This is a genomic window from Variovorax sp. M-6 (assembly GCF_052114385.1).
Classification (GTDB): Bacteria; Pseudomonadota; Gammaproteobacteria; order Burkholderiales; family Burkholderiaceae_C; genus Variovorax.
The window spans coordinates 158,725-177,203 of sequence record NZ_JBFREQ010000007.1; the positions used below are offsets into that span (position 1 = coordinate 158,725).

At 69.6% G+C, this 18,479-nt stretch carries 16 protein-coding genes and 1 pseudogene; 8 read left to right on the forward strand and 9 right to left on the reverse strand.

From position 1 onward, the window contains the following. Window positions 1-97 precede the first annotated feature (97 nt). The 4 genes and pseudogenes from AB4Z46_RS10655 to mnmH form a co-directional block, all read left to right on the forward strand. A pseudogene (locus AB4Z46_RS10655) lies at window positions 98-766 on the forward strand (phosphonate ABC transporter ATP-binding protein); the annotation flags it as partial. Beyond that, complete coding sequence (locus tag AB4Z46_RS10660; protein WP_442283459.1) at window positions 763-1,590, forward strand: PhnE/PtxC family ABC transporter permease; 828 nt, start codon at window positions 763-765, stop codon at window positions 1,588-1,590. The pseudogene AB4Z46_RS10655 and the gene AB4Z46_RS10660, both read left to right, overlap by 4 nt. Continuing rightward, window positions 1,587-2,384 (forward strand): phosphonate ABC transporter, permease protein PhnE, encoded by a 798-nt coding sequence (gene phnE / locus AB4Z46_RS10665; protein WP_442283460.1) that lies wholly within the window; start codon window positions 1,587-1,589, stop codon window positions 2,382-2,384. Before AB4Z46_RS10660 ends, phnE begins: the two co-directional genes overlap by 4 nt. Beyond that, window positions 2,377-3,486: a tRNA 2-selenouridine(34) synthase MnmH gene (mnmH, locus tag AB4Z46_RS10670; RefSeq protein ID WP_442283461.1), complete on the forward strand. Its 1,110-nt coding sequence runs from the start codon at window positions 2,377-2,379 to the stop codon at window positions 3,484-3,486. Before phnE ends, mnmH begins: the two co-directional genes overlap by 8 nt. Here mnmH and AB4Z46_RS10675 read toward each other — a convergent pair. Continuing rightward, window positions 3,440-8,284, reverse strand: coding sequence for a hybrid non-ribosomal peptide synthetase/type I polyketide synthase (locus AB4Z46_RS10675; RefSeq protein WP_442283462.1), 4,845 nt, complete (start codon window positions 8,282-8,284; stop codon window positions 3,440-3,442). The two genes, mnmH and AB4Z46_RS10675, sit on opposite strands and share 47 nt — an antisense overlap. Window positions 8,285-8,386: 102 nt before the next feature. On the opposite strand from AB4Z46_RS10675, the gene AB4Z46_RS10680 reads away from it, so the two are divergent. The 3 genes from AB4Z46_RS10680 (at window position 8,387) to AB4Z46_RS10690 (ending at window position 9,466) form a co-directional block, all read left to right on the forward strand. Further along, window positions 8,387-8,767 carry a hypothetical protein gene (locus AB4Z46_RS10680; RefSeq protein WP_442283463.1) on the forward strand — a complete coding sequence of 127 codons (381 nt, stop codon included), beginning with the start codon at window positions 8,387-8,389 and terminating at the stop codon, window positions 8,765-8,767. A gap of 130 nt (window positions 8,768-8,897) precedes the next feature. Continuing rightward, entirely contained in the window at window positions 8,898-9,149 is a 252-nt protein-coding gene (locus AB4Z46_RS10685; protein ID WP_442283464.1) for a type II toxin-antitoxin system ParD family antitoxin, read from the forward strand. After that, window positions 9,146-9,466, forward strand: a complete 321-nt coding sequence (locus AB4Z46_RS10690) for a type II toxin-antitoxin system RelE/ParE family toxin (protein WP_442283465.1) — start codon at window positions 9,146-9,148, stop codon at window positions 9,464-9,466. Before AB4Z46_RS10685 ends, AB4Z46_RS10690 begins: the two co-directional genes overlap by 4 nt. A gap of 26 nt (window positions 9,467-9,492) precedes the next feature. Here the strand turns inward: AB4Z46_RS10690 and AB4Z46_RS10695 are convergent, their stop codons facing one another. Genes AB4Z46_RS10695 through AB4Z46_RS10720 form a run of 6 tightly spaced genes read right to left on the reverse strand, consistent with a single transcriptional unit; the run spans window position 9,493 to window position 15,803 of the window. After that, window positions 9,493-10,476, reverse strand: coding sequence for a Bug family tripartite tricarboxylate transporter substrate binding protein (locus tag AB4Z46_RS10695; protein ID WP_442283466.1), 984 nt, complete (start codon window positions 10,474-10,476; stop codon window positions 9,493-9,495). A gap of 40 nt (window positions 10,477-10,516) precedes the next feature. Further along, window positions 10,517-11,284, reverse strand: a complete 768-nt coding sequence (locus tag AB4Z46_RS10700) for an enoyl-CoA hydratase-related protein (protein WP_442283467.1) — start codon at window positions 11,282-11,284, stop codon at window positions 10,517-10,519. Then, a complete protein-coding gene (locus tag AB4Z46_RS10705) occupies window positions 11,277-12,554 on the reverse strand; it encodes a CaiB/BaiF CoA transferase family protein (protein WP_442283468.1) in 1,278 nt (425 codons plus the stop codon). Before AB4Z46_RS10705 ends, AB4Z46_RS10700 begins: the two co-directional genes overlap by 8 nt. Then, window positions 12,551-13,822, reverse strand: a complete 1,272-nt coding sequence (locus AB4Z46_RS10710) for an acetyl-CoA hydrolase/transferase family protein (RefSeq protein WP_442283469.1) — start codon at window positions 13,820-13,822, stop codon at window positions 12,551-12,553. The genes AB4Z46_RS10705 and AB4Z46_RS10710 overlap by 4 nt, the downstream gene beginning before the upstream one ends. Next, a complete protein-coding gene (locus AB4Z46_RS10715; RefSeq protein WP_442283470.1) occupies window positions 13,819-14,694 on the reverse strand; it encodes an HpcH/HpaI aldolase/citrate lyase family protein in 876 nt (291 codons plus the stop codon). The genes AB4Z46_RS10710 and AB4Z46_RS10715 overlap by 4 nt, the downstream gene beginning before the upstream one ends. Next, on the reverse strand, window positions 14,691-15,803 hold the full coding sequence (locus AB4Z46_RS10720) for a nitronate monooxygenase (protein ID WP_442283471.1): 1,113 nt from the start codon (window positions 15,801-15,803) through the stop codon (window positions 14,691-14,693). The genes AB4Z46_RS10715 and AB4Z46_RS10720 overlap by 4 nt, the downstream gene beginning before the upstream one ends. Window positions 15,804-15,927: 124 nt before the next feature. Here AB4Z46_RS10720 and AB4Z46_RS10725 point away from each other — a divergent pair, with 124 nt between their 5' ends. Further along, window positions 15,928-16,746, forward strand: coding sequence for an IclR family transcriptional regulator (locus AB4Z46_RS10725; RefSeq protein ID WP_442283472.1), 819 nt, complete (start codon window positions 15,928-15,930; stop codon window positions 16,744-16,746). A gap of 46 nt (window positions 16,747-16,792) precedes the next feature. Here AB4Z46_RS10725 and AB4Z46_RS10730 read toward each other — a convergent pair whose 3' ends face one another. Continuing rightward, entirely contained in the window at window positions 16,793-17,416 is a 624-nt protein-coding gene (locus AB4Z46_RS10730) for an N-carbamoylsarcosine amidohydrolase (RefSeq protein WP_442283473.1), read from the reverse strand. After that, window positions 17,406-18,461, reverse strand: a complete 1,056-nt coding sequence (locus AB4Z46_RS10735; RefSeq protein WP_442283474.1) for a 2,5-dihydroxypyridine 5,6-dioxygenase — start codon at window positions 18,459-18,461, stop codon at window positions 17,406-17,408. Before AB4Z46_RS10735 ends, AB4Z46_RS10730 begins: the two co-directional genes overlap by 11 nt. Window positions 18,462-18,479 lie beyond the last annotated feature (18 nt).

Below are 18,479 nucleotides of genomic sequence, written 5' to 3' on the forward strand. Positions count from 1 at the left end.
TGCGGCTGCGGCCTGTGGCCGGACCGGCCGCGTGAGCTTCGCGCTCGAGGCGGTCGGCCTGGTGCATCCGAACGGCCACCGCGCGCTGAGGAATGTCTCACTGGCGGCCGGCGGCGGCGAACGGCTCGCCGTCATCGGCCCCTCGGGCGCCGGCAAGACCACGCTGCTGCGCGTGCTGGGCGCCGCGCTGCGGCCCGGCGAGGGCGCGGTCCGGGTGCTCGGCGAGTCGCCGTGGCAATTGCCGGCACCGGCGCTGCGCCGGCTGCGCACGCGCATCGGGACCGTGCACCAGGCCCCGCCGATCGCGCCGCGGCTGCGCGTCGTGACCGCGGTGCTCGCGGGGCGCCTCGGCCAGTGGTCGACGCTGCGCGCGCTCGGCTCGCTGTTGCGTCCGGCCGACCTGCAGGGGGCGCACGAGGCGCTGTCGCGGCTGGCGCTCGAAGACCGGCTCTTCGAGCGCTGCGACCGCCTGTCGGGCGGCCAGCTGCAGCGCGTCGGCATTGCCCGCGTGCTGTACCAGCGTCCGGCGCTGCTGCTGGCCGACGAGCCGGTGTCGGCCCTCGACCCGACGCTGGCCGACGCCGCGCTGCAGCAACTGGTGCAGCAGAGCGAGACGAGCGGCGCGACCCTGGTGGCTTCGCTGCATGCGGTCGACCTGGCGCTGCGCTGGTTCCCGCGCATCGTCGGCATGCGCGAAGGGCGGGTGGTGTTCGACCGGCCGGTCGGCGAGGTCGACCCGGCGATGCTGAAGGCGCTCTACGCATGACGGACGCACGAACGCTGCGCGACCCGGCGGCGCGCCGGCGCCTGGTCGGTGGGCTGGCCGCGCTGGCAATCGCCTGGCCGCTGCTGCAGCTGTCGGAGTTCCATCCCTCGGCCCTGTTCGGTGCCGGCCACCTGCAGGTGATCGGCGGCTTCCTCGGCGGCTTCCTGCCGCCGGAGACCGCGCCCGCCTTCCTGGCGCTGCTGGCCAGGGCCACGCTCGAGACCCTGGCGATGGCCACGGCCGGCACCGCGCTGGCCTTCCTGATCGGCGCGCCGCTGGCCTTCGTGACCACCCGCGCGCTGTCGGTGTCGCGCATCGGCCCGGGACCCGGCCGCGTTCGCGGCGCGGTGCTGCGGCAGCTCGCACGTTCGGTGCTGATGATGCTGCGCGCGATCCCCGAGATCGTCTGGGCGCTGATCTTCGTGCGCGCCCTGGGCCTCGGTCCCGCGGCCGGCGTGCTGGCGCTCGCGATCACCTACGGCGGCATGCTCGGCAAGGTGTACGCCGAGGTGCTCGAGTCGACCGACACGGCGCCGGCGCGGGCGCTGCTCGAAAGCGGCAGCGGCCGGCTGTCGACCCTGTTCTACGCGCTGCTGCCGAACTGCGCGCAGGAGCTGACCTCCTACACCGTGTACCGCTGGGAATGCGCGGTGCGGGCCTCGGTGGTAATGGGCTTCGTGGGCGCCGGCGGCCTCGGCCAGCTGATGGACCAGTCGATGAAGATGCTCAACGGCGGCGAGGCCAGCAGCATCCTGGGGGTGTTCCTGGTGCTGGTGCTGCTCGCGGATGCGCTGAGCAACGCATTGCGGAGGCTGTTGGGATGAGCGCAATGGCTGCTTCGCCGCCGCGCTGCCTGCGCTGCTGGGCCGTGACGGCCCTGGTGCTGGCCGCCGTGGCCGCGAGCTTCGTCTATCTCGCGGTCGACTACGGCGCGCTGTTCACGGCCGAGTCGCTGTCCCTCATGGGCCGGTTCATCGCCGAGTTCTTCCCGCCCGACGTTTCTCCGGCCTTTCTGTCGAAGACCGCGTGGGGAGCGCTGCAGACGCTCGCGGTGTCGGCGCTCGGAACGCTGCTGGCGGCGGCGGCCGGCGCGCTGCTCGCGCTGCCGGCCTCGGGCCGCTCGGGCTTCGCCTTGCGCCAGCTGTGCCGCTTTGCCCTCAACTTCCTGCGCAGCGTGCCCGAGCTGGTGTGGGCCGCCCTGATGGTGCTGGCGGCCGGCATCGGCCCCTTTGCCGGCGCCCTGGCGCTGGCGCTGCACACCACCGGCGTGCTGGGCCGCCTGTTCGCCGAGAGCCTGGAGAATGCGCCGCGCGAGCCCGAACGCGCGCTGGCGCTGAGCGGCGCCGGCGCGGTCGCCGCCTTCAGCTACGGCAGCCTGCCGCTGGTGCTGCCGCAATGGGTGGCCTACACACTGTATCGTTGGGAGATGAACATCCGAATGGCCACCGTACTGGGCTTCGTGGGCGGCGGCGGCCTGGGCCAGCTGCTCTACTTCCACCTGTCGATCTTCCAGCAGCAGCAGGCCATGACCGTGCTGATCGCGATGTTCGGCCTGGTCGCGCTGGTGGACATGGCGAGCGCCCGGCTGCGGCGCGGACTGGGGCCGGCCTATGCGTGAGGACGACAAGCGGCACCGCCCGCCGACGCGCGTGGCGGACATGCACGCCTTCGACACCCTGATCGACGCCCGCTCGCCCGCCGAGTTCGCGCTCGACCACATTCCGGGCGCCATCAACTGCCCGGTGCTCGACGACGAGGAGCGCCGGATCGTCGGCACCCTGTACAAGCAGACCGGCGCCTTCGAGGCCCGGCGGGTCGGCGGCGCGATGGTCGCCGCCAATCTCGCGCGCCACCTGCGCGAACGTTTCGCCGACCGCCCCGCGAACTGGCGGCCGCTGGTCTATTGCTGGCGTGGAGGCTTGCGCAGCGGCTCGATGGTGACCTGGCTGCGGCTGGTGGGCTGGGATGCCCAGCAACTGGCCGGCGGCTACAAGAGCTTTCGCCATCACGTGCTGGCGCAGATCGAGTCGACCTGCCCGCAGCTGCAGTTGCGCGTGATCTGCGGCGCCACCGGCAGCGCCAAGACCCGCGTGCTGCAGGCGCTGGCCGCGCGCGGCGAGCAGGTGCTCGACCTCGAGCATTGCGCCAGCCACAAGGGCTCGCTGCTGGGCGCCTTGCCCGGCGTGCCGCAGCCGTCGCAGAAGCAGTTCGAGACCCGGATCGCGACCTGCTTCGATGCGCTGGATCTTTCGCGGCCCCTGTATGTGGAGGGCGAAAGCGCCCGCATCGGCCGGCTGTCGGTGCCCTTGCCGCTGGTGGCGCGGATGCGCGAGTCCGAGTGCATCGAGGTGCAGGCCGACCCGGCCGCGCGGCTGGCCTACCTGCTGCGCGACTACGCCTACCTCGGCGACGACCGCGAGGCCCTGACCGGCCAGCTCGGCAAGCTCAAGGAGCTGCAGGGCAAGGCGGTGGTGGAGCGCTGGCAGCAATGGGCACGCGAGGGCGCGCTGGAGCCGCTGTTCGCGGAGCTGATGGCGCTGCATTACGACCCGCACTACGAGCGGTCGCAGGCGCGGCATTTCGGCCGATGGCCGCAGCGCGCGCGGGTCGCGGCAGCCGACCTCAGCGATTCGGGGATCGAGGCCGTGGCCGACGCGATCCGCACGCCACACCTCAGCCCGGGCCAGCCCCGCTCCGGGGAAACGCCGCCAGCATCGTGAGTTGCTGCTGCATCAACTGCATCTGACCTTCCACAACCTGCCGCAGGAGGCTGTCGTGGCCAGGTACGGCTGCAGTTGCCGGATCCTGCGTCGCCTCCGCAGCTGGCGCTACGGCCACTGGCGCAGGATCGTTTGAGCGCAGATCGAGCGGCGTCTTCGCGGCGGCGGTCGTGTCGAGCCAGAAGCGATGGCGTTCGAACGGATAGGTAGGCAACACCACGCGATGCTTGCTTGCACGCTCATCGAGCGCGACGAGATCGATCTCTGCACCGGTTGCCCAGATGCGGCCAGCGGCAAGGCGCCAGGCTCTGCATTCGTCCTGGGGTCCGTGGCCGAGCAAGGCGATGGCGGGCGACGGAGCCTCGTCGGTGGGCCGAAGCCTGCTCAGCGTCGGCACGGTGTGGTGCGGACCGATCTCGATGAACAACGGATGCCCGAGATGGCTCGTGACCTCGGACAGCGCCGGCGAGAAGCGCACCGTCTCGCGCAAATGGCGGACCCAGTAGCTGGGGTCGATGGCTTCCTCGGGTGTCAGGAGTCTGCCGGTCAATGTCGAATAGAGCGGCAGACTGGGGGGCGACAGACGGATGTCGGGCGATTGCGATTCGCAAGGCGTACCGGCGGCGCCGGTCAGGTCAACGGCGCGCGATGCCAAATAGAGTCTGGATTCGATCCCTTGGGCTTCGAGCGATGCACGCAGGCGCTCGAGTCCATCGATCGGTCCGGCCACAAGGCAGCCCGTGGGACCGTTGCCGGCAGCCAGCGAAACGCCTTCCGGCAGCATTCCCGACAGCTCCGCGACCGGCTGGAATACGGACAGCATGATCTCGGTGCGCCGCGTGTGCATCGAGTCGGCGCGCAGCTCCACGAGCTTGACCGCATCGTCGAGCTGCATCACGCCGGCCAGAACCGCGGCAACGAAAGCGCCGACGCCGTGGCCGAGCATGGCTGCCGGCTTCACCTGCAGCGCCAGCAACTGGCGCGCGAGCGCATATTCGATCGCAAAGGTCGCTGCCTGCGCGAAAGAGGGCGCCGCAGGGGCATCGGAAAACACGCCCGCCCGGAGGTCGAAGCCCTGCACGCGCTCGAAAGCCGAGTGGCACTCGTCGAAGGCGGCGCGGAAAACCGCCTCCTGCGCGTACAGCGCGCGGCCCATGCCGTGGTATTGCGGATCCTGGCCAGGAAACAGGAGGACGGGCTGGGGTCTGGATGTGGCCGCTGTTCCACTGAAGCCACCTGATCCGTCTGCGGCGCGCAACGCGGCGGCCGCTTCGGCGGGTGACCGTGCGACGACGCATGCGCGATGGGCGAAGGTCTTGCGACCGACGCGCAGCGTGTGGGCCACATCGGGCAGGCAGATGCGGGGATGCGCCTCGAGGTGAGCGGCCAGCCGCGTGCGGGCCGCAGCCAGCGCCGTGGGCGTGCGGGCCGAAAGCACCAGCAGCTGAGGCGCGGCCGAGATGTCCGAGTCGGCACGTGATGGCGCCTCCTCGACGATCACGTGGGCGTTGGTGCCGCCGACGCCGAAGGAGCTCACGCCGGCGCGCCTGGGCGCATCCACGCGCGGCCAGGGATGCAGACTGTCATTGACCCTGAAGGGCGTGGTCTCGAAGCGGATGCGGGGATTGGGTCGCGTGAAATGCGCCGTGGGCGGGATGCGCTCGGTGTGCAAGGCCAGGGCGGTCTTGATCAGCCCCGCAACCCCGGCTGCCGTGACCAGATGGCCCACGTTGCTCTTGACCGACCCGATGCGGCAGAAGTCGGTGTCGGACGTGTGGCGTGCGAACGCCCGCGTCAGGCCCTCGATCTCGACGGGGTCGCCCATGGGGGTGGCCGTGCCGTGCGCCTCGACGTAAGAGATGCTTCGGGCGTCCACGCCGGCCGACGCGAGCGAGGCCGAGATGACGGCGGCCTGACCGTTGATGCTGGGCGCCGTGAAGCTGGCCTTGGCGCCACCATCGTTGTTGACGGCGGCGCCCCGTAGCACCGCGTAGATCGGATCGCCGGCAGCGAGCGCGTCGCTCAGCCGCTTGAGCATCACCACGCCGGCACCGTCGCTGAACACCGTGCCCTGCGCCCGCTCGTCGAAGCTGCGCGTGTGGCCATCGGGAGACAACATGGCGCCCTCTTCGTGGAGGTAGCCGCTGCGCGGCGGACAGGTGATCGCAATGCCGCCGGCCAATGCTGCGTCGCATTGACCCGCGCGCAGCGCGTGGAAAGCCTGGGCGACGGCAACGAGCGAAGTCGAACACGCGGTGTGGATGGCGATCGCAGGCCCGGTCAGGTTCAAGCGGTGCGCCACGCGCGTGGCGATGTAGTCCTTCTCGTTGGCGAGCATGACCTGGAACGCGCCGAACTCGTCCACCCTGTCGGGCTGCTTCTGCACATGGTTCAAGAAGTAGGTGGCGTTGTTCATGCCGGCGAAGATCCCTACCGGACCCGGGTACTGATCGGGCGTGTAGCCCGCGCGCTCCATGCACTCCCAGCAGATCTCCAGAAACAGACGCTGCTGTGGATCCATCAGCTCCGCCTCCTTGGGGTTGATGCCGAAGAAGGCGGCGTCGAACCACTCGACGTCGTCGATCACGCCGCGCGCTCGCACGTAGTTGGGGTTGTCCCGCAGCACCGCCTTGACCGCAGGATCGAGCGTGGCGTCGTCGAAGAAGCTGATCGAATCGCGCCCCTCGCAGAGGTTGTCCCAGAATTGCTCGACGCTGGTCGCGCCGGGGAAGCGGCCCGCCATGCCGATGAGTGCGATGGGCTCATCGTTGCCGGAGGAGGGCTTCTCTCGAGTCGGCTCCGGCCTGATGGACGGTTGCGCGGACGTGCCGGCATCCAGGTGCGCTCCGAGGGCCTCCGGTGTCGGCTGCTGAAAGAACATGTTGGCCGATAGCGGCTGCGCGCTGGTCTTCTGCAGCTCGGCCAACGCGCGCAAGACCAGAATCGAGTCGCCGCCGAGGTCGAAGAAATTGTCCGTGCGACCGACTTGGTCGATGCCCAGCAACCTTGCGAAGACGTCGCACACGTGACGTTCGGTCGGGCTTCGGCCTTCTTCATAGGGCTCGGACAGTTCGGGGCGCGCCGTCGGCGGCGCCGGTAGCGAGCGGCGATCGAGCTTGCCGTTGGGAAGCAGGGGAAGCGCATCGAGGGCAACGAACGCGCTCGGGACCATGTAGGGCGGCAACCGCGTCGCGAGGTGCGCGCGCAGCGCCTCTATGCCCGGTGCCCGCTTCGAGGTGAAGTAGGCCACCAGGCGGACGTTGCCGGGCTGGTCCTCGCGTGCGATCACCACCGACTGGTCGATCGCGGCGTGCAACGACAGGGCGCTCTCGATCTCGCCGAGTTCGATGCGGTAGCCCCGGATCTTGACCTGGTGATCGTTGCGGCCCAGGCACTCCAGCACGCCGTCGGCACGCCAGCGGCCCAGGTCGCCGGTCCGGTAGAGCAGGGCGCCTTCCTCGTTGCTGAAGGAATCCGGCAGGAAGCGCTCGGCCGTGAGGTCGGCGCGATTCAGGTAGCCAAGCGTCACCCCGGCGCCACCGATGAAGAGTTCGCCGACAACGCCGACCGGCAGCGCTTGCAGCGCTGCATTGAGCACGTGGAACTGCGTATTCGCCAGCGGACGCCCGATCGGCACAGTCCCGTCGACCTGCTCGACCCGATGGAAGCTCGACCAAACCGTCGTTTCGGTCGGGCCGTAGCCATTCCAGAGCTGCTGCACCATCGGCAGCAGCTTGCGGCCGAGGTCCGGCGGCAAGGGCTCGCCGGTGCAGATCGCGAGCATGTCCGCGCAACCGGGCCAGCCCGCAGCAAGCAGCAGGCGCCAGGTCGATGGCGTGGCATCGATGAAGGTCACTCGCTCTCGCTCGACCAGCGACCGCAACAGCGACCCGTCCATGGCCTGGACCTTGTCGGCAACGACGATGCGCGAGCCGACAGTCAGCGGCAGAAGCAATTCGGACACGGCGATGTCGAACGACAGCGTCGTCACCGCGAGCGTCACGTGGTCGGTGCGGATTCCCGGCACGCTGCGTAGACTCGACAGGAGGTTGCACACGCTGCGATGCGGCACGCGCACCCCTTTGGGTCGGCCCGTGGAGCCCGAGGTGTAGATGACGTAGGCGACTGCCTCGGCGTCGTGGTGGGGCGCCGGCCGGGTCGCGCTGGGCGTGACTTCGTCTGCACGCACGACGGCGAGCGACGTGCCGGACCAGAGACCCTCGGTCGATGCATCCACCACCATCACGCGCAGCTGCGCGTCTTCCGTCATGAAGGTCAAGCGATCCGCCGGGAACGAAGGGTCCAGCGGCACATAGCCGGCGCCTGCCTGCAAGATGCCAAAGAGCCCCACCAGCATGTGCTCGTTGCGGTCGCAGGACAGGCCGACGAGGTCGCCGGCACCGACGCCATGATCCTTGAGTACAGCCGCGAGCCCATTGGCCCGTCGGGCCAGCTCCTCGAAGCTCAATTGCACTCCACCGGCCGCCGTCACTGCGATGGCCTCGGGAGTTGCGGCCACCTGACGCGCGATCAGTGTCTCGATGCGCAGTCCAGGCTCCTGCGCTGCCGACGTGGCGTTGAACGACGCAAGCAATGCGCGGTCGCTTTCACCGAGGGAGAAGGCCGCGGCGAGGTCGATCTCCGCATGCGCATCGGAAGCCCACCGCACGATGGCCGAGCGGTAGATCTGGAGCCAGCGATCGACCGTGGCTCGATCCAGCACAGCGCTGTCGTAGTGGCCGCTCAGCTGCAATCCTCGAGGCGTGATCGATGCGTGCAGCAACAGGTCGAAGGTCAATCCCCCGGTCTCCATCGCGTCCGCCGAAAAGTGAAAGATGGCTCGCGGGCTCGACGTGCCAGGTGGATGCGCTGGACCGGAGACACCAGGCAGCAACGCGGCGTGCTCGTTGCCGCCACGCAGCGCGTCCACGGCCTGTGCGGCGAGTTGGCGCAAATCCATGGCGTCGTCGACCCGGAAGCGCACGGGGAGGGCGCTGCCCGTCGCGTCCTGCGTGGCAACGGCGACCCGCAAATCGGGTTGCTGGGTCAACCAGTGGACCATGCCTGCGAAGACGCCGAACAGAACCGATGGCAAAGGAGCGGCGGTCAGCTGCGCCAAACGATGGGCACACGCAGCGCTTTCGTCATCGAACTGAAGGCAGGTCACAGCGGGCGCGAAATTCGTCTGCGGCGAGCGCGCGCGATCCAGTGGAAGATGGGTCAACAGTCACTCCTCGGAAAGATTCAGGCCCGTCGACCCGACCGTCGTTATCTGAAGTAGCGATTGTATACTTTAGTTACACTAAATGGTCAGATTCTGGTCAGGCGTCCTTCGGTCGGGTCTCGAAGAGTGCGAACGGTGGATCGACGCGTTTTGCCAAAATTTGGCAAAACGACTACGATGACGCCCCATGGGCACGATGAACATCTCGCTTCCCGACTCGCTCAAGTCCTTCGTGGACGAGCAAGTCGTGCAGCGCGGCTACGGCACCAGCAGCGAATACGTGCGAGAGCTGATCCGCAAGGATGCAGACCGCCTCGAACTTCGCAACCTGCTGCTGGAAGGGGCGGCCTCGCCCGCGGCTGCGCCGGCCGATGCGGCCTACTTCGACGCCTTGCGCGATCGCGCACGCGGCGGGTCGAAGTCGAGCAGCCGTCGGTGAAATCCAAGCCGGCCGTGCCACGCGCGCGGGCCAACCTGGATGTGGACGAGGCGATCGAACACTATTTGAGCGAAGACGCAGCGCAGGCCGCGCTGGGCTTCATCGATGCCTTGTCGCAGGCTTACGAGAGGATCGGCCGCAACCCGGCGATCGGCTCCCCGCGCTACGCCCACGAACTGAACCTCCCAGGTCTGCGTGCATGGCCGCTGAAGCGCTATCCGTACCTGGTCTTCTACGTCGAGCGCGGCGACCACATCGACGTCTGGCGCGTCCTGCACGGCAAGCGCGATTTGCCCGCCTGGATCCCGCTGGATTGAGGCGGGCCGGCGGCGCGGTCGCGCGTCTACTCCGGCTTGACGCCCGCGTCGGCGAGAACCCGGGCCCAGAGTCTGATGTCGGCGTCGATCGTGCGCGCCAGGCCTGCGCCATCGGCGGGCTCCGGGTCCAGCCCGACCTGAACGAACTGGGCCTTGACGTCCGGGCGCGCCAGGGCGTTCATGGCGGCGGACTCCAGCGCGGCGCGCGCGTCTTCGGGAATGCGGGCGGGGGCGAGCAGGCCGACCCACGGCACGATCTCGAAGCCGGGCAGTCCGGCTTCGGCCAGGGTCGGCAGATCCGGCGCCAGCACGGTGCGGCGCACCATGGTGATGCCCAGGCCCTTGAGCTTTCCGGCCTTCATCTGCACCGACGCATTGCCGACGTCGACGAAGCTGAAGTCGATCACGCCGCCCATCAGATCCATCATGGCCGGCGGGTTGCCTTTGTAGGCGACAGGCTGGGCGCTGAACTGCCCCATCTTCGACAGCAGGGCGCCGGAGGCCAGCATGCCCGCCGTGCCATGGCCGTAGCTGAGCTTGCCGGTATTGGCGCGCGCATAGCTCAGGAACTCCTGCGCGGTGTTGGCCGGAAAGTTCGGCCGCACCATCAGCACGAAAGCCGTGACGCCCATCTTGGCCAGCGGCACGAAATCCTTCACCGGGTCGTAGGGCAGTTGCTTGTAGAGGCTGAGGTTGGCCGCATGCGTGGTGCTGGCGGTGACGAGCAGGGTGTAGGGGTCGCCGGCCGCGTTCTTGACGAGCTCCACGCCCAGGATGCCGTTGGCGCCGGGCTTGTTCTCCACGGTGATGGGCTGCTTCAGCTGCTCGCTCATCGCCTTGGCCAGGATGCGCGCCGCGCTGTCGGATGCGCTGCCGGCCGGGAACGGCACGATCAGCCGCATCGCGCGGTTCGGAAACGCCTGCGCGGCGGCGGGCGCGGTGCCGAGGGCGGCGCAGGCCGCCAGGGCGACCGCGCCGAGCGCGGCAAGGGTGAGTCGGCGAGTTGGCATGGGTCTTGTCTCCTTGGTGCTGTTGACTGGCCGGGCACGGCTAGCGGCCTTTCCAGCGCGGCGGGCGCTTCTCGGCAAACGCGCGCGGGCCTTCCGCCGCGTCTTCGCTGCGGTACACGCTGTCGAACAGATGGGCGGCGGCGCGCAGGCCCGCCGAGCGTCCCATCTCGGACGAGAGATACACGAGCTCCCGGGCCGCGCGCACCGTCAGTGGCGCATTGGCGGCGATGGTCGCGGCCATCGCCAAGGCCTCGGCGCGCAGCTGGTCCGCCGGGACCACGGCGTTGACGTAGCCGAGTTCGCAGGCACGCCGGGCGGAGAGTGGCGCGCCGGTGAGCAGCAGTTCCATGACCACCCGCTGGGGGAGCATTCGAACGAGCGGCGCCGCCCACGGCATGCCGCGGCCGACCTTGGCTTCGGTGATGGCGAAGGTCGCGTGCTCGGAGGCGATGCACAGGTCGCACATCTGCGCGAACAGCCAGCCGCCCGCATAGGCCACGCCGTTGACGGCCGCGATGACCGGTTTGCCGACGTGGAGGTTGTCGCCGATCACGGGCAGGAAGTCGCGCGGCGGCACGCCCAGGCCGCTGGCCGCCATTTCCTTCAGGTCCATGCCGCCGCAGAAGGCCTTGTCGCCGGCGCCGGTCAGGATGGCCACGCGCAGCGCCTCGTCGCGATCGAAGCGCTCGAAGGCCTCGCGCAGGCCGCTGCGCACGGCCTGGCTGGCTGCGTTGCGCTGCTGCGGACGGTGGATGGTGATGATCGCGGTGTGCCCATCCACCACCTCGAAAAGCACTTCGTCAGCCATGGGCAGGAACTCCCTCGGGGTGTTGCTGATGCCGGCTCGAAGGCGCAGCGCGCGGCGAGTCGTCGCGCAGCACGCCTCGCGCCGCCAGCGCATCGATCTCGGCCACGCTGTAGCCGGCGGCGGCCAGAACGGCGCGCGAGTCCTCGCCAAGCAGTGGGGCGCGCCACGCGGCGGGCTTGTCTTCGAGCCCGGCCATGCCGCGCAGTCGTACCGCCGGACGCGCCAGGCGCACTGCGCCGTCTCCCGCCGCGTCGGCCTCGGAGAAAAAGCCCACATCGCGCAGATGCGGATCGTCGAAGAGGTCGGCCAGGCTGTTCACGCGGGCGCAAGGGATTTCGGCCGCGTGCAGGGTGGCTTCCCAGTCGGCCGTGCTGCGTTCGGCGAAGAGAGCCGACAGAAGTGCATAGTAGGCGACCGCGTTGCGACTGCGGGCGGCGAAGGACACGAAGCGCGGGTCGTCACGCAAGGAAGGCTTCCCCGCGATGACGCAAAAGCGTGACCAGTGCTTGTCGTTGTAGACCATGGCCGCGAGCAGGCCGTCGCGGGTGCGGAACGGCCGCCGGTCGCGCGCCAGCAGGCGTTCGTAGCGCGGCGGCCCCAGCGGCGGGTCGAACACCGTGCCGCTCTGGTGTTCCAGCAGCAGGAAGGAGGCAACGGTCTCGAACATCGGCACGTCGATCTGCTGCCCGCGCCCGTCCTCGCGCCGCTGCAGCAAGGCCGCGACGATGGCCAGCGCGGCGCTCAGGCCTGCGACCTTGTCGGCGATCGCCGAGGGCACGTAGCCTGGCTCGCCCTGGTATTCGGTCTGCAGCATCGCCATGCCGCTGAGCGCCTGGACGGTGTCGTCGTAAGCGGGCTGATTGAAGTAGCGCCCGCCGCGGCCGAAGCCCAGCAGGTTGCAGTAGACGATGTCAGGGCTTCGGCCGGCGACCGCCTCGTAGCCGAGCCCGAGGCGCTCGAGCGGGCCCGGCCGTATCGAGTGCACGAACACGTCGGCGCCCGCGGCCAGCCGCAGGCACGCTTCGCGGCCTTCGGGGTCTTTCAGGTCCAGGGCGATACCCTGCTTGCCGCGGTGGAGTTGCACGAAGGTGCCTGACATGCCGGGCCTTCTGCCTTCGGCCAGGTGGCGCGTGCCGTCGCCTGCGGCCGGGTCTTCGAGCTTGATGACCTCTGCGCCCAGATCCGCCAGCAGGCGCGTGCAGTAGGGGCCCATCAGGACCGAGCTCAGGTCGAGCACCTTGAAGCCCGAGAGGGGAGCACCGGCCGTCATATCGCCTCCTTCTGGAGCAGGCCGGCCTGCTCGGCCAGCCTCTCGCGATGCTCGGGCGCCGCGATGCCGATCAGAGCCCGCATGCGCTCGCGCAGGCCGAGGCCGGCGAGCCGCACGGCGCCGTATTCGGTCGCGACAAGGTCGACTTCACTGCGTGCCGTCGTGACCGGGCCTGACAGCCGCGCGACGATGCGCGAGTCGGCGCCGCCCCGGGCGGTGGCGGGCAGCGCGATGATCGACACGCCGCCTTCCGACTGACGCGCGGCGCGCACGAAATCCACCTGGCCGCCTACCGCGCCGAGGTAGTCGGCGCCCAGGGCTTCGGCATTCACCTGGCCCGTCAGGTCCACCTCGAGGGCCGAGTTGATCGACACCAGGCGCTTGAGGCGTGCCACGGTCGATCCGGCATGCGTATAGTCGAGCGCCGCAAGCCTGAGAGCCGGGTTGCGGTGCGAAAAGCGGTACAGCCGATCCGTACCGAACAGCACGCCCGAGATGGTGACGCCTTCGTCCACGCCTTTGTGCGCGTTGGTGATGGCGCCGCGCTCCATCAGGTCGGCCACCGAGTCGCCGATCATTCCGGAATGAACCCCCAGGCCGCGCCGCCCGGCGAGTTGGGCCACGATCGCTTCCGGAATGGCGCCGATGCCCACTTGCAGCGTCGCGTGCTCCGGGATGTAAGGGTCGACATGGGCCGCGATACGCCGCTCGAGTTCGCCAAAGGCGGCGGCCGGCAGCTGGAGCAGCGGTCGGTCGGTATCCACCCGGACGGTGATGTCGGCATCGGTCAACGGGTGGTCGCAGGGCGTCCACGGCGCCTGCGCATTCACTTCCGCGATGACCACCCGCGCCCGCTCCACGGCGGCGCGCAGATAGTCGTTGGCCAGCGACCAGCTGTACTCGCCGCGCTCGTTGGGCGGGCTCAGCTGCACCATTGCCACGTCGCACGAGATGGCGCCAGCACGGATCAGCGAGGGGATGCGCGACACGTGGCAAGGCAGCACGTCCAGGCACCCGGCCGCAACCAGCTTGCGATGGGTGCCGATGCCGCCGATGCCCTTGAAGCGAAGCGCGTCGGCATGCTGGGGCTGGAATGTCCTGGAGAAGCCGGCGCCCATGAAGACGCGCGCGCCGCCGATCGTCCCGCGTTGAGCCGCCAGTGCGCCGGTCAGCGTTTCCGGCTCCGCCGTGCCTTGGCCGAAGACGACGCCGTCGCCCGGGCGCATGAATTCGGCCAGGTCGAGCGCCGCCGCATCGATAGGCTTCATGGCGCGGCCTCCGCCAGGGCCAGCAGCCGCTGCGCACGTTGCAGCAGCGGCGGGTCGATCATCCGGCCCTCGAACTCGATGGTGCCGATGCCGCGCCTGGTCGCGTCCTCGTAGGCCGCGACCAGGCGCAGTGCCTGGTCGCGCTCGGCCGGTGAAGGCGTGAACGCTTCGTGGGCCCAGGCGGCCTGGCGCGGCGCCACGCAGATCTTGCCGTCGTAGCCGAGGTCGCGACCGCGCGCGGCGTCCTCGCGGAAGAGTGCCTCCTCGCGGATGTCCACCACGGCCTGGTCGATGGCCAGGATGCCGGCGGCCTTGGCCGCGAGCACGACATGCGAACGGGCGTGGTAGACCTCGTCGCCGCGCGGCGTGCGCCGCCCGCCGATGTCGGCGGCGTAGTCCTCGGCGCCGAAATAGACGGCTTGCAGGCAGGGCGATGCGCGGCACAGTGCCACGGCATCGATGACGCCATGAAGTGATTCGATGCCGCCGATCACCATGCGCGGCCGGGCGCGCGGCGCGACCTCGTCGCGCTCGCCGATGAGCCGCGCCGCCGCCAGCAAGGCGTCGGCGCGCTCCAGCTTGGGAATGACGATGCCGTCGGCGTCGGTCGCGAAGGCGGCCTGCAGGTCGGCCGTGAAATGGGGGGATTCGGGCTTGTTGACCCGTACCGTGAGCAGGCCGCGCAGGCCCCCCTGTCGCAGCGTGCCGACCGACAACGCGAGGCTGTCGCGCGCCTGCGCCTTGTCGGCGGGCGGCGTGCCGTCTTCCAGGTCGATGACGTAGCAGTCGGCCTCGAAGCGTGGGAATTTCGCGAGGAGGTCGGGCCGGTTGCCCGGCGCGAAGAACAGGCTTCGCATGTCGGGCAGCCTCATCCGAGAACGCGGTCGAGCCGCTCCTTGGTTTCGATGAGTTCGTCGAGCATGTCGTGGACCACCTGCCGCACCGACGTCTCCTGCGTCATGTCGCCGACGAGCTGGCCGACCGGGTAGGTCAGGAAGTCCTTGACGTGTGCACGCTCGACGCGAGTACGGCCCTGGCCCCACCACAGGATCGCCTGCAGCGGCGCGGGCAGCGTGGGCGGTGCACCGGGCTTGTCCCAGGCGTCCGTGAAGCTGCTGCGCAGCGTGCGGCAAGGTTTGCCGGTGACGCTGCGCGTGAGCACCGCGTCTTCCGAGCCCGCCGCGAACAACTTGGCCTTGATCTCCGGGACCACTTCGCTTTGGACCGTCTTGAGCCAGATCGAGCCGCACCATGCGCCCTCGCAGCCCAGGGCGAGCGCCGCCGCGAGCTGCCGGCCGCGCCCCACGCCGCCGCCGCCGAGCACAGGCATCGGCGCGACGGCGTCGACGATCCGGGGCCACAGCACCATGGAGGTGGTCTGGCCGGTGTGGCCGCCCGCCTCGGTGCCGACGGCGATGACGAAGTCGCAGCCGGCCTGCTTGTGCCTGAGCGCGTGCTTGGCCGCACCGGCCAGTGCCGCCACCTTGATGCCGCGCGCATGCGCCCGCGCCACGAGTTCGGCCGGCGGCGAGCCGAGGGCATTGACGATGAGCTTGATCGGATGCTCCATGGCGATTTCCAGCATGCGGGCGCTTTCGCCGGGCGTGAAGTTGAACTGGCTCACGAGTTCCTGCTCGATGTGCGCCGCTTCCCCCTCGGGCAACCTGGGAACGCCCGCCTCGTCGAGCAGCCGGCGCACGAAGGACAGCTGCTCCCCGGGGAACAGGCGTTCGGGGTCGTACTTGAGCCCGGCGGCTTCCTCGAAGGTGGTGGGCATCAGGACGTCGATGCCGTAGGGCTTGCCGCCGATGTGCTCGTCGATCCAGCGCAGTTCCTCGCGCACGCGCTCCGGGCTCATGCGGGCCATGCCCAGCACGCCCAGGCCGCCTGCCTTGGACACCTCGACCACGACGTCGCGGCAATGGGAAAAGGCAAAGATCGGCACGTCGATGCCGAACATCTCGCACATCCGGTTGTTCATGGGGCTCCTTTGAATCTCGCGAACACAGCGTGGAAAAAACAAAAGTCCAATATCGGAACAGAAGTCTAATATCGGAATTGCATGGGAGTCAACATCGAACCGGCTCCCTACAATCCCGACGGACATGAACGCCACGAAGAAGAAAACCGTCGATAGCGAACTCGAGGAGGGCGAGTACGCGGGCCCACGCTCGCCGATCCGGGTGATGCAGATCGTCGAAGCCCTGGCCGAAATGCCGCAGGGCATGCCGCTCACGCAGCTGAGCGAACGGCTGGGAATCCCGAAGACGAGCCTGCTGAGCCACTTGCGCGTACTGCTCGGCTCCGGGCACGTCGCGATGCAGGAAACGCGCTACCTCCTGGGTGGCGCCTCGCTGCGCCTGGGCCTGGTGATCGCGGCCTCTGCCACGGTGGCCGCCGCGGCCCGGCCCATCGTGGCGCAGCTGGCCCACGACACGGGCGAAACCGCGATGCTCGCGATGCTGGACGCCCCGGCTGCGCAGGCCGTGTACGTCGAGCGGGTCAACGGTTCCAATCCCATCCGCTTTTCACCCGACATCGGCGCGCGGCGGCCGCTCTATTGCACCGCCTTCGGGCGGGCGCTGCTGGCGTTCCAGGACGCGAAGTTCCTGACGCACTACTTCCAGACGCATGAGCTCGCGCGCGTGACCGAGCACACGGTGACGGCCGTGCGGGCGGTGCGCAAAGGGCTGGAAGAAGTGCGCGCGAGCGGCGTGGCGACGTCGCTGGAAGAACATACGCTGGAAGCGGGCGCCATCGCGGCCCCGGTGTTCGAGCAGCAAGGGCTCGTCCGCCATGCCATCGGCATCGCGCTGCCGGTCTCCCGGGTAGGCCCTCACCGGGCGCGGCTGGAGGCCCAGGTGGTGGAAGCGGCCAAGAAGGTGGCGTGGACGCTCGGCGCGCCGTGGCTGGCTGCGAGCTGACGGCGCCCGACGAGGCCGTTGAACGGCCAGGCCGTCGCCGGCCGGTTCAGACCCGGCCCAGCGCCTGCAGTGCGGCGTCGCGTGCCATCACCGCCGCGTACTTCTGTTCCATGTCGAACAGGTTCGCCTCGTGCGGGCCGAGCGCGCGGTCGCCGACGCAGTCGGAGACCACCAGCGGCCGGAAGCCGTGGGACATCGCGTCGACCACGCTGGCGCGCACGCAGCCGCTGGTCACCGCGCCGGCGACCACCAGCGTCTGCACGCCGCGCTGGCTCAGCCACGCGGCCAGCGAGGTGCCGAAGAAGGCCGAGGGCACCGTCTTGCGCACCACCAGCTCGCCCGCGCGCGGCGTCAGCTCCGGCACGATCGCGCTGTGGGCGTGCTGCTCCTTGAGGCCGAGCATGCCGGGCACCTTGAGCGAGAAGATGTTGTGGTCGGCGCCGTCGTCGGCGTAGACGATCCGGCTGTGCGCGATCGCCCAGCCGCGCTCGCGCGCAGCGGCCAGCAGCGGCACGGTGCGGGCGATGGCCTCGGGGATGTTGCCGCCACCGAACACCGCCGGGTCCGCGAAGCCGTTGACGAAGTCGACGATCAGCAGGCCGACCGGCCCCTTCAGCGGCAGCGCGGTGCCGAAGCCCTGGCGCTCGTAGGTCTTGATCTCAGCGTGCATCGTGGTTCTCCCGGCCGTCCAGCACCTGGCCTTCGCGCACCATGTCCTCGCCGTCGAGGCGCACGGTGCACTTGCGCAGCGGGATGTCGATGTGGCAGGCCGTGTTGCGGCTGCCGCCGGCCTCGTTGTTGGGCCCGAGCGAGAACAGGAAGTTGCCTTCGTAGGCCCGCGCGTCCATGCCGATCGTGGCCTCGCGGTCGTAGAGGCCCAGCGTCGACCAGCGCGCGCGCGGCTGCAGTCCCCAGCCGATGTGGGAGATCGCGTAGGCCTCGGGATCGCGGAACGAGGCCATGTAGTCCTCGAGCAGCTCGGCGTCGACGCCGCCCTCGATCTTCACCGCATAGCCGTTGTCGACCGTCAGCACGATGCGCTCCACCGCATAGGACTTCTGCGGCAACAGGATGTCGCCGCGGTCGATCACGATCCGGCCGCTGGCGCCGCCTTCGTCGGGCCAGGTGAGCGCGAAGCCGCTCGGCCAGTGGTCCCAGCGCCCGGGTTCGTCGACGAAGCCGTACTCGCTGATCGCGGGGTACTGGCCGAGCTTGCAGCGCAGGTCGGTGCCTGCCGCCGACACCACGTGCATCTCGCGCGCTGCGGTGATGCGCGCCGCGGCGGCCTTGACGCGCACGCGGTCCGCCAGGGTCGGCACCATGCGCACCAGCACCTCGGGCGGCTCGACCGCCAGCAGGATCTTCGTGCCGGCCGACAGGATCTCGTGCTGTTCGGGCGAGAACAGCAGGGTCATCAGGTCGAGCACCAGGTCGCTGGCCTTCAGGGCCGCGATCGCCGCCGGGTTGCCGGTCAGCGGCGTGGTGCCGAGGTAGGCCAGGCTGTCGCGGCTCAGCGCCTTCTCGGCGTTGACCGGCGGCAGGTCGAGCCGGTTGACGATCGCGCCCATGGCCTGCGAGGCGATCAGCGCGCACTGCAGCGTTTGCGGATGCGTGGCGGCGCTGGTCAGCACGGTCACGCTCTGGCCGGCCTGCAGGTTCGAGAGGGTGAGCACCTGTTTCCAGGCGTCGATCAGTTGATGGTCGCTGACGGGCATCGCGTGCTCCTTTGAATG

Coding starts and splice junctions, on each gene's coding strand:
- AB4Z46_RS10660 (WP_442283459.1), top strand. CDS start 763: ATGACGGACGCACGAACGCTGCGCGACCCGGCGGCGCGCCGGCGCCTG.
- phnE (WP_442283460.1), top strand. CDS start 1,587: ATGAGCGCAATGGCTGCTTCGCCGCCGCGCTGCCTGCGCTGCTGGGCC.
- mnmH (WP_442283461.1), top strand. CDS start 2,377: ATGCGTGAGGACGACAAGCGGCACCGCCCGCCGACGCGCGTGGCGGAC.
- AB4Z46_RS10685 (WP_442283464.1), top strand. CDS start 8,898: ATGGGCACGATGAACATCTCGCTTCCCGACTCGCTCAAGTCCTTCGTG.
- AB4Z46_RS10695 (WP_442283466.1), bottom strand. CDS start 10,476: ATGCCAACTCGCCGACTCACCCTTGCCGCGCTCGGCGCGGTCGCCCTG.
- AB4Z46_RS10700 (WP_442283467.1), bottom strand. CDS start 11,284: ATGGCTGACGAAGTGCTTTTCGAGGTGGTGGATGGGCACACCGCGATC.
- AB4Z46_RS10705 (WP_442283468.1), bottom strand. CDS start 12,554: ATGACGGCCGGTGCTCCCCTCTCGGGCTTCAAGGTGCTCGACCTGAGC.
- AB4Z46_RS10710 (WP_442283469.1), bottom strand. CDS start 13,822: ATGAAGCCTATCGATGCGGCGGCGCTCGACCTGGCCGAATTCATGCGC.
- AB4Z46_RS10715 (WP_442283470.1), bottom strand. CDS start 14,694: ATGAGGCTGCCCGACATGCGAAGCCTGTTCTTCGCGCCGGGCAACCGG.
- AB4Z46_RS10720 (WP_442283471.1), bottom strand. CDS start 15,803: ATGAACAACCGGATGTGCGAGATGTTCGGCATCGACGTGCCGATCTTT.
- AB4Z46_RS10725 (WP_442283472.1), top strand. CDS start 15,928: ATGAACGCCACGAAGAAGAAAACCGTCGATAGCGAACTCGAGGAGGGC.
- AB4Z46_RS10730 (WP_442283473.1), bottom strand. CDS start 17,416: ATGCACGCTGAGATCAAGACCTACGAGCGCCAGGGCTTCGGCACCGCG.
- AB4Z46_RS10735 (WP_442283474.1), bottom strand. CDS start 18,461: ATGCCCGTCAGCGACCATCAACTGATCGACGCCTGGAAACAGGTGCTC.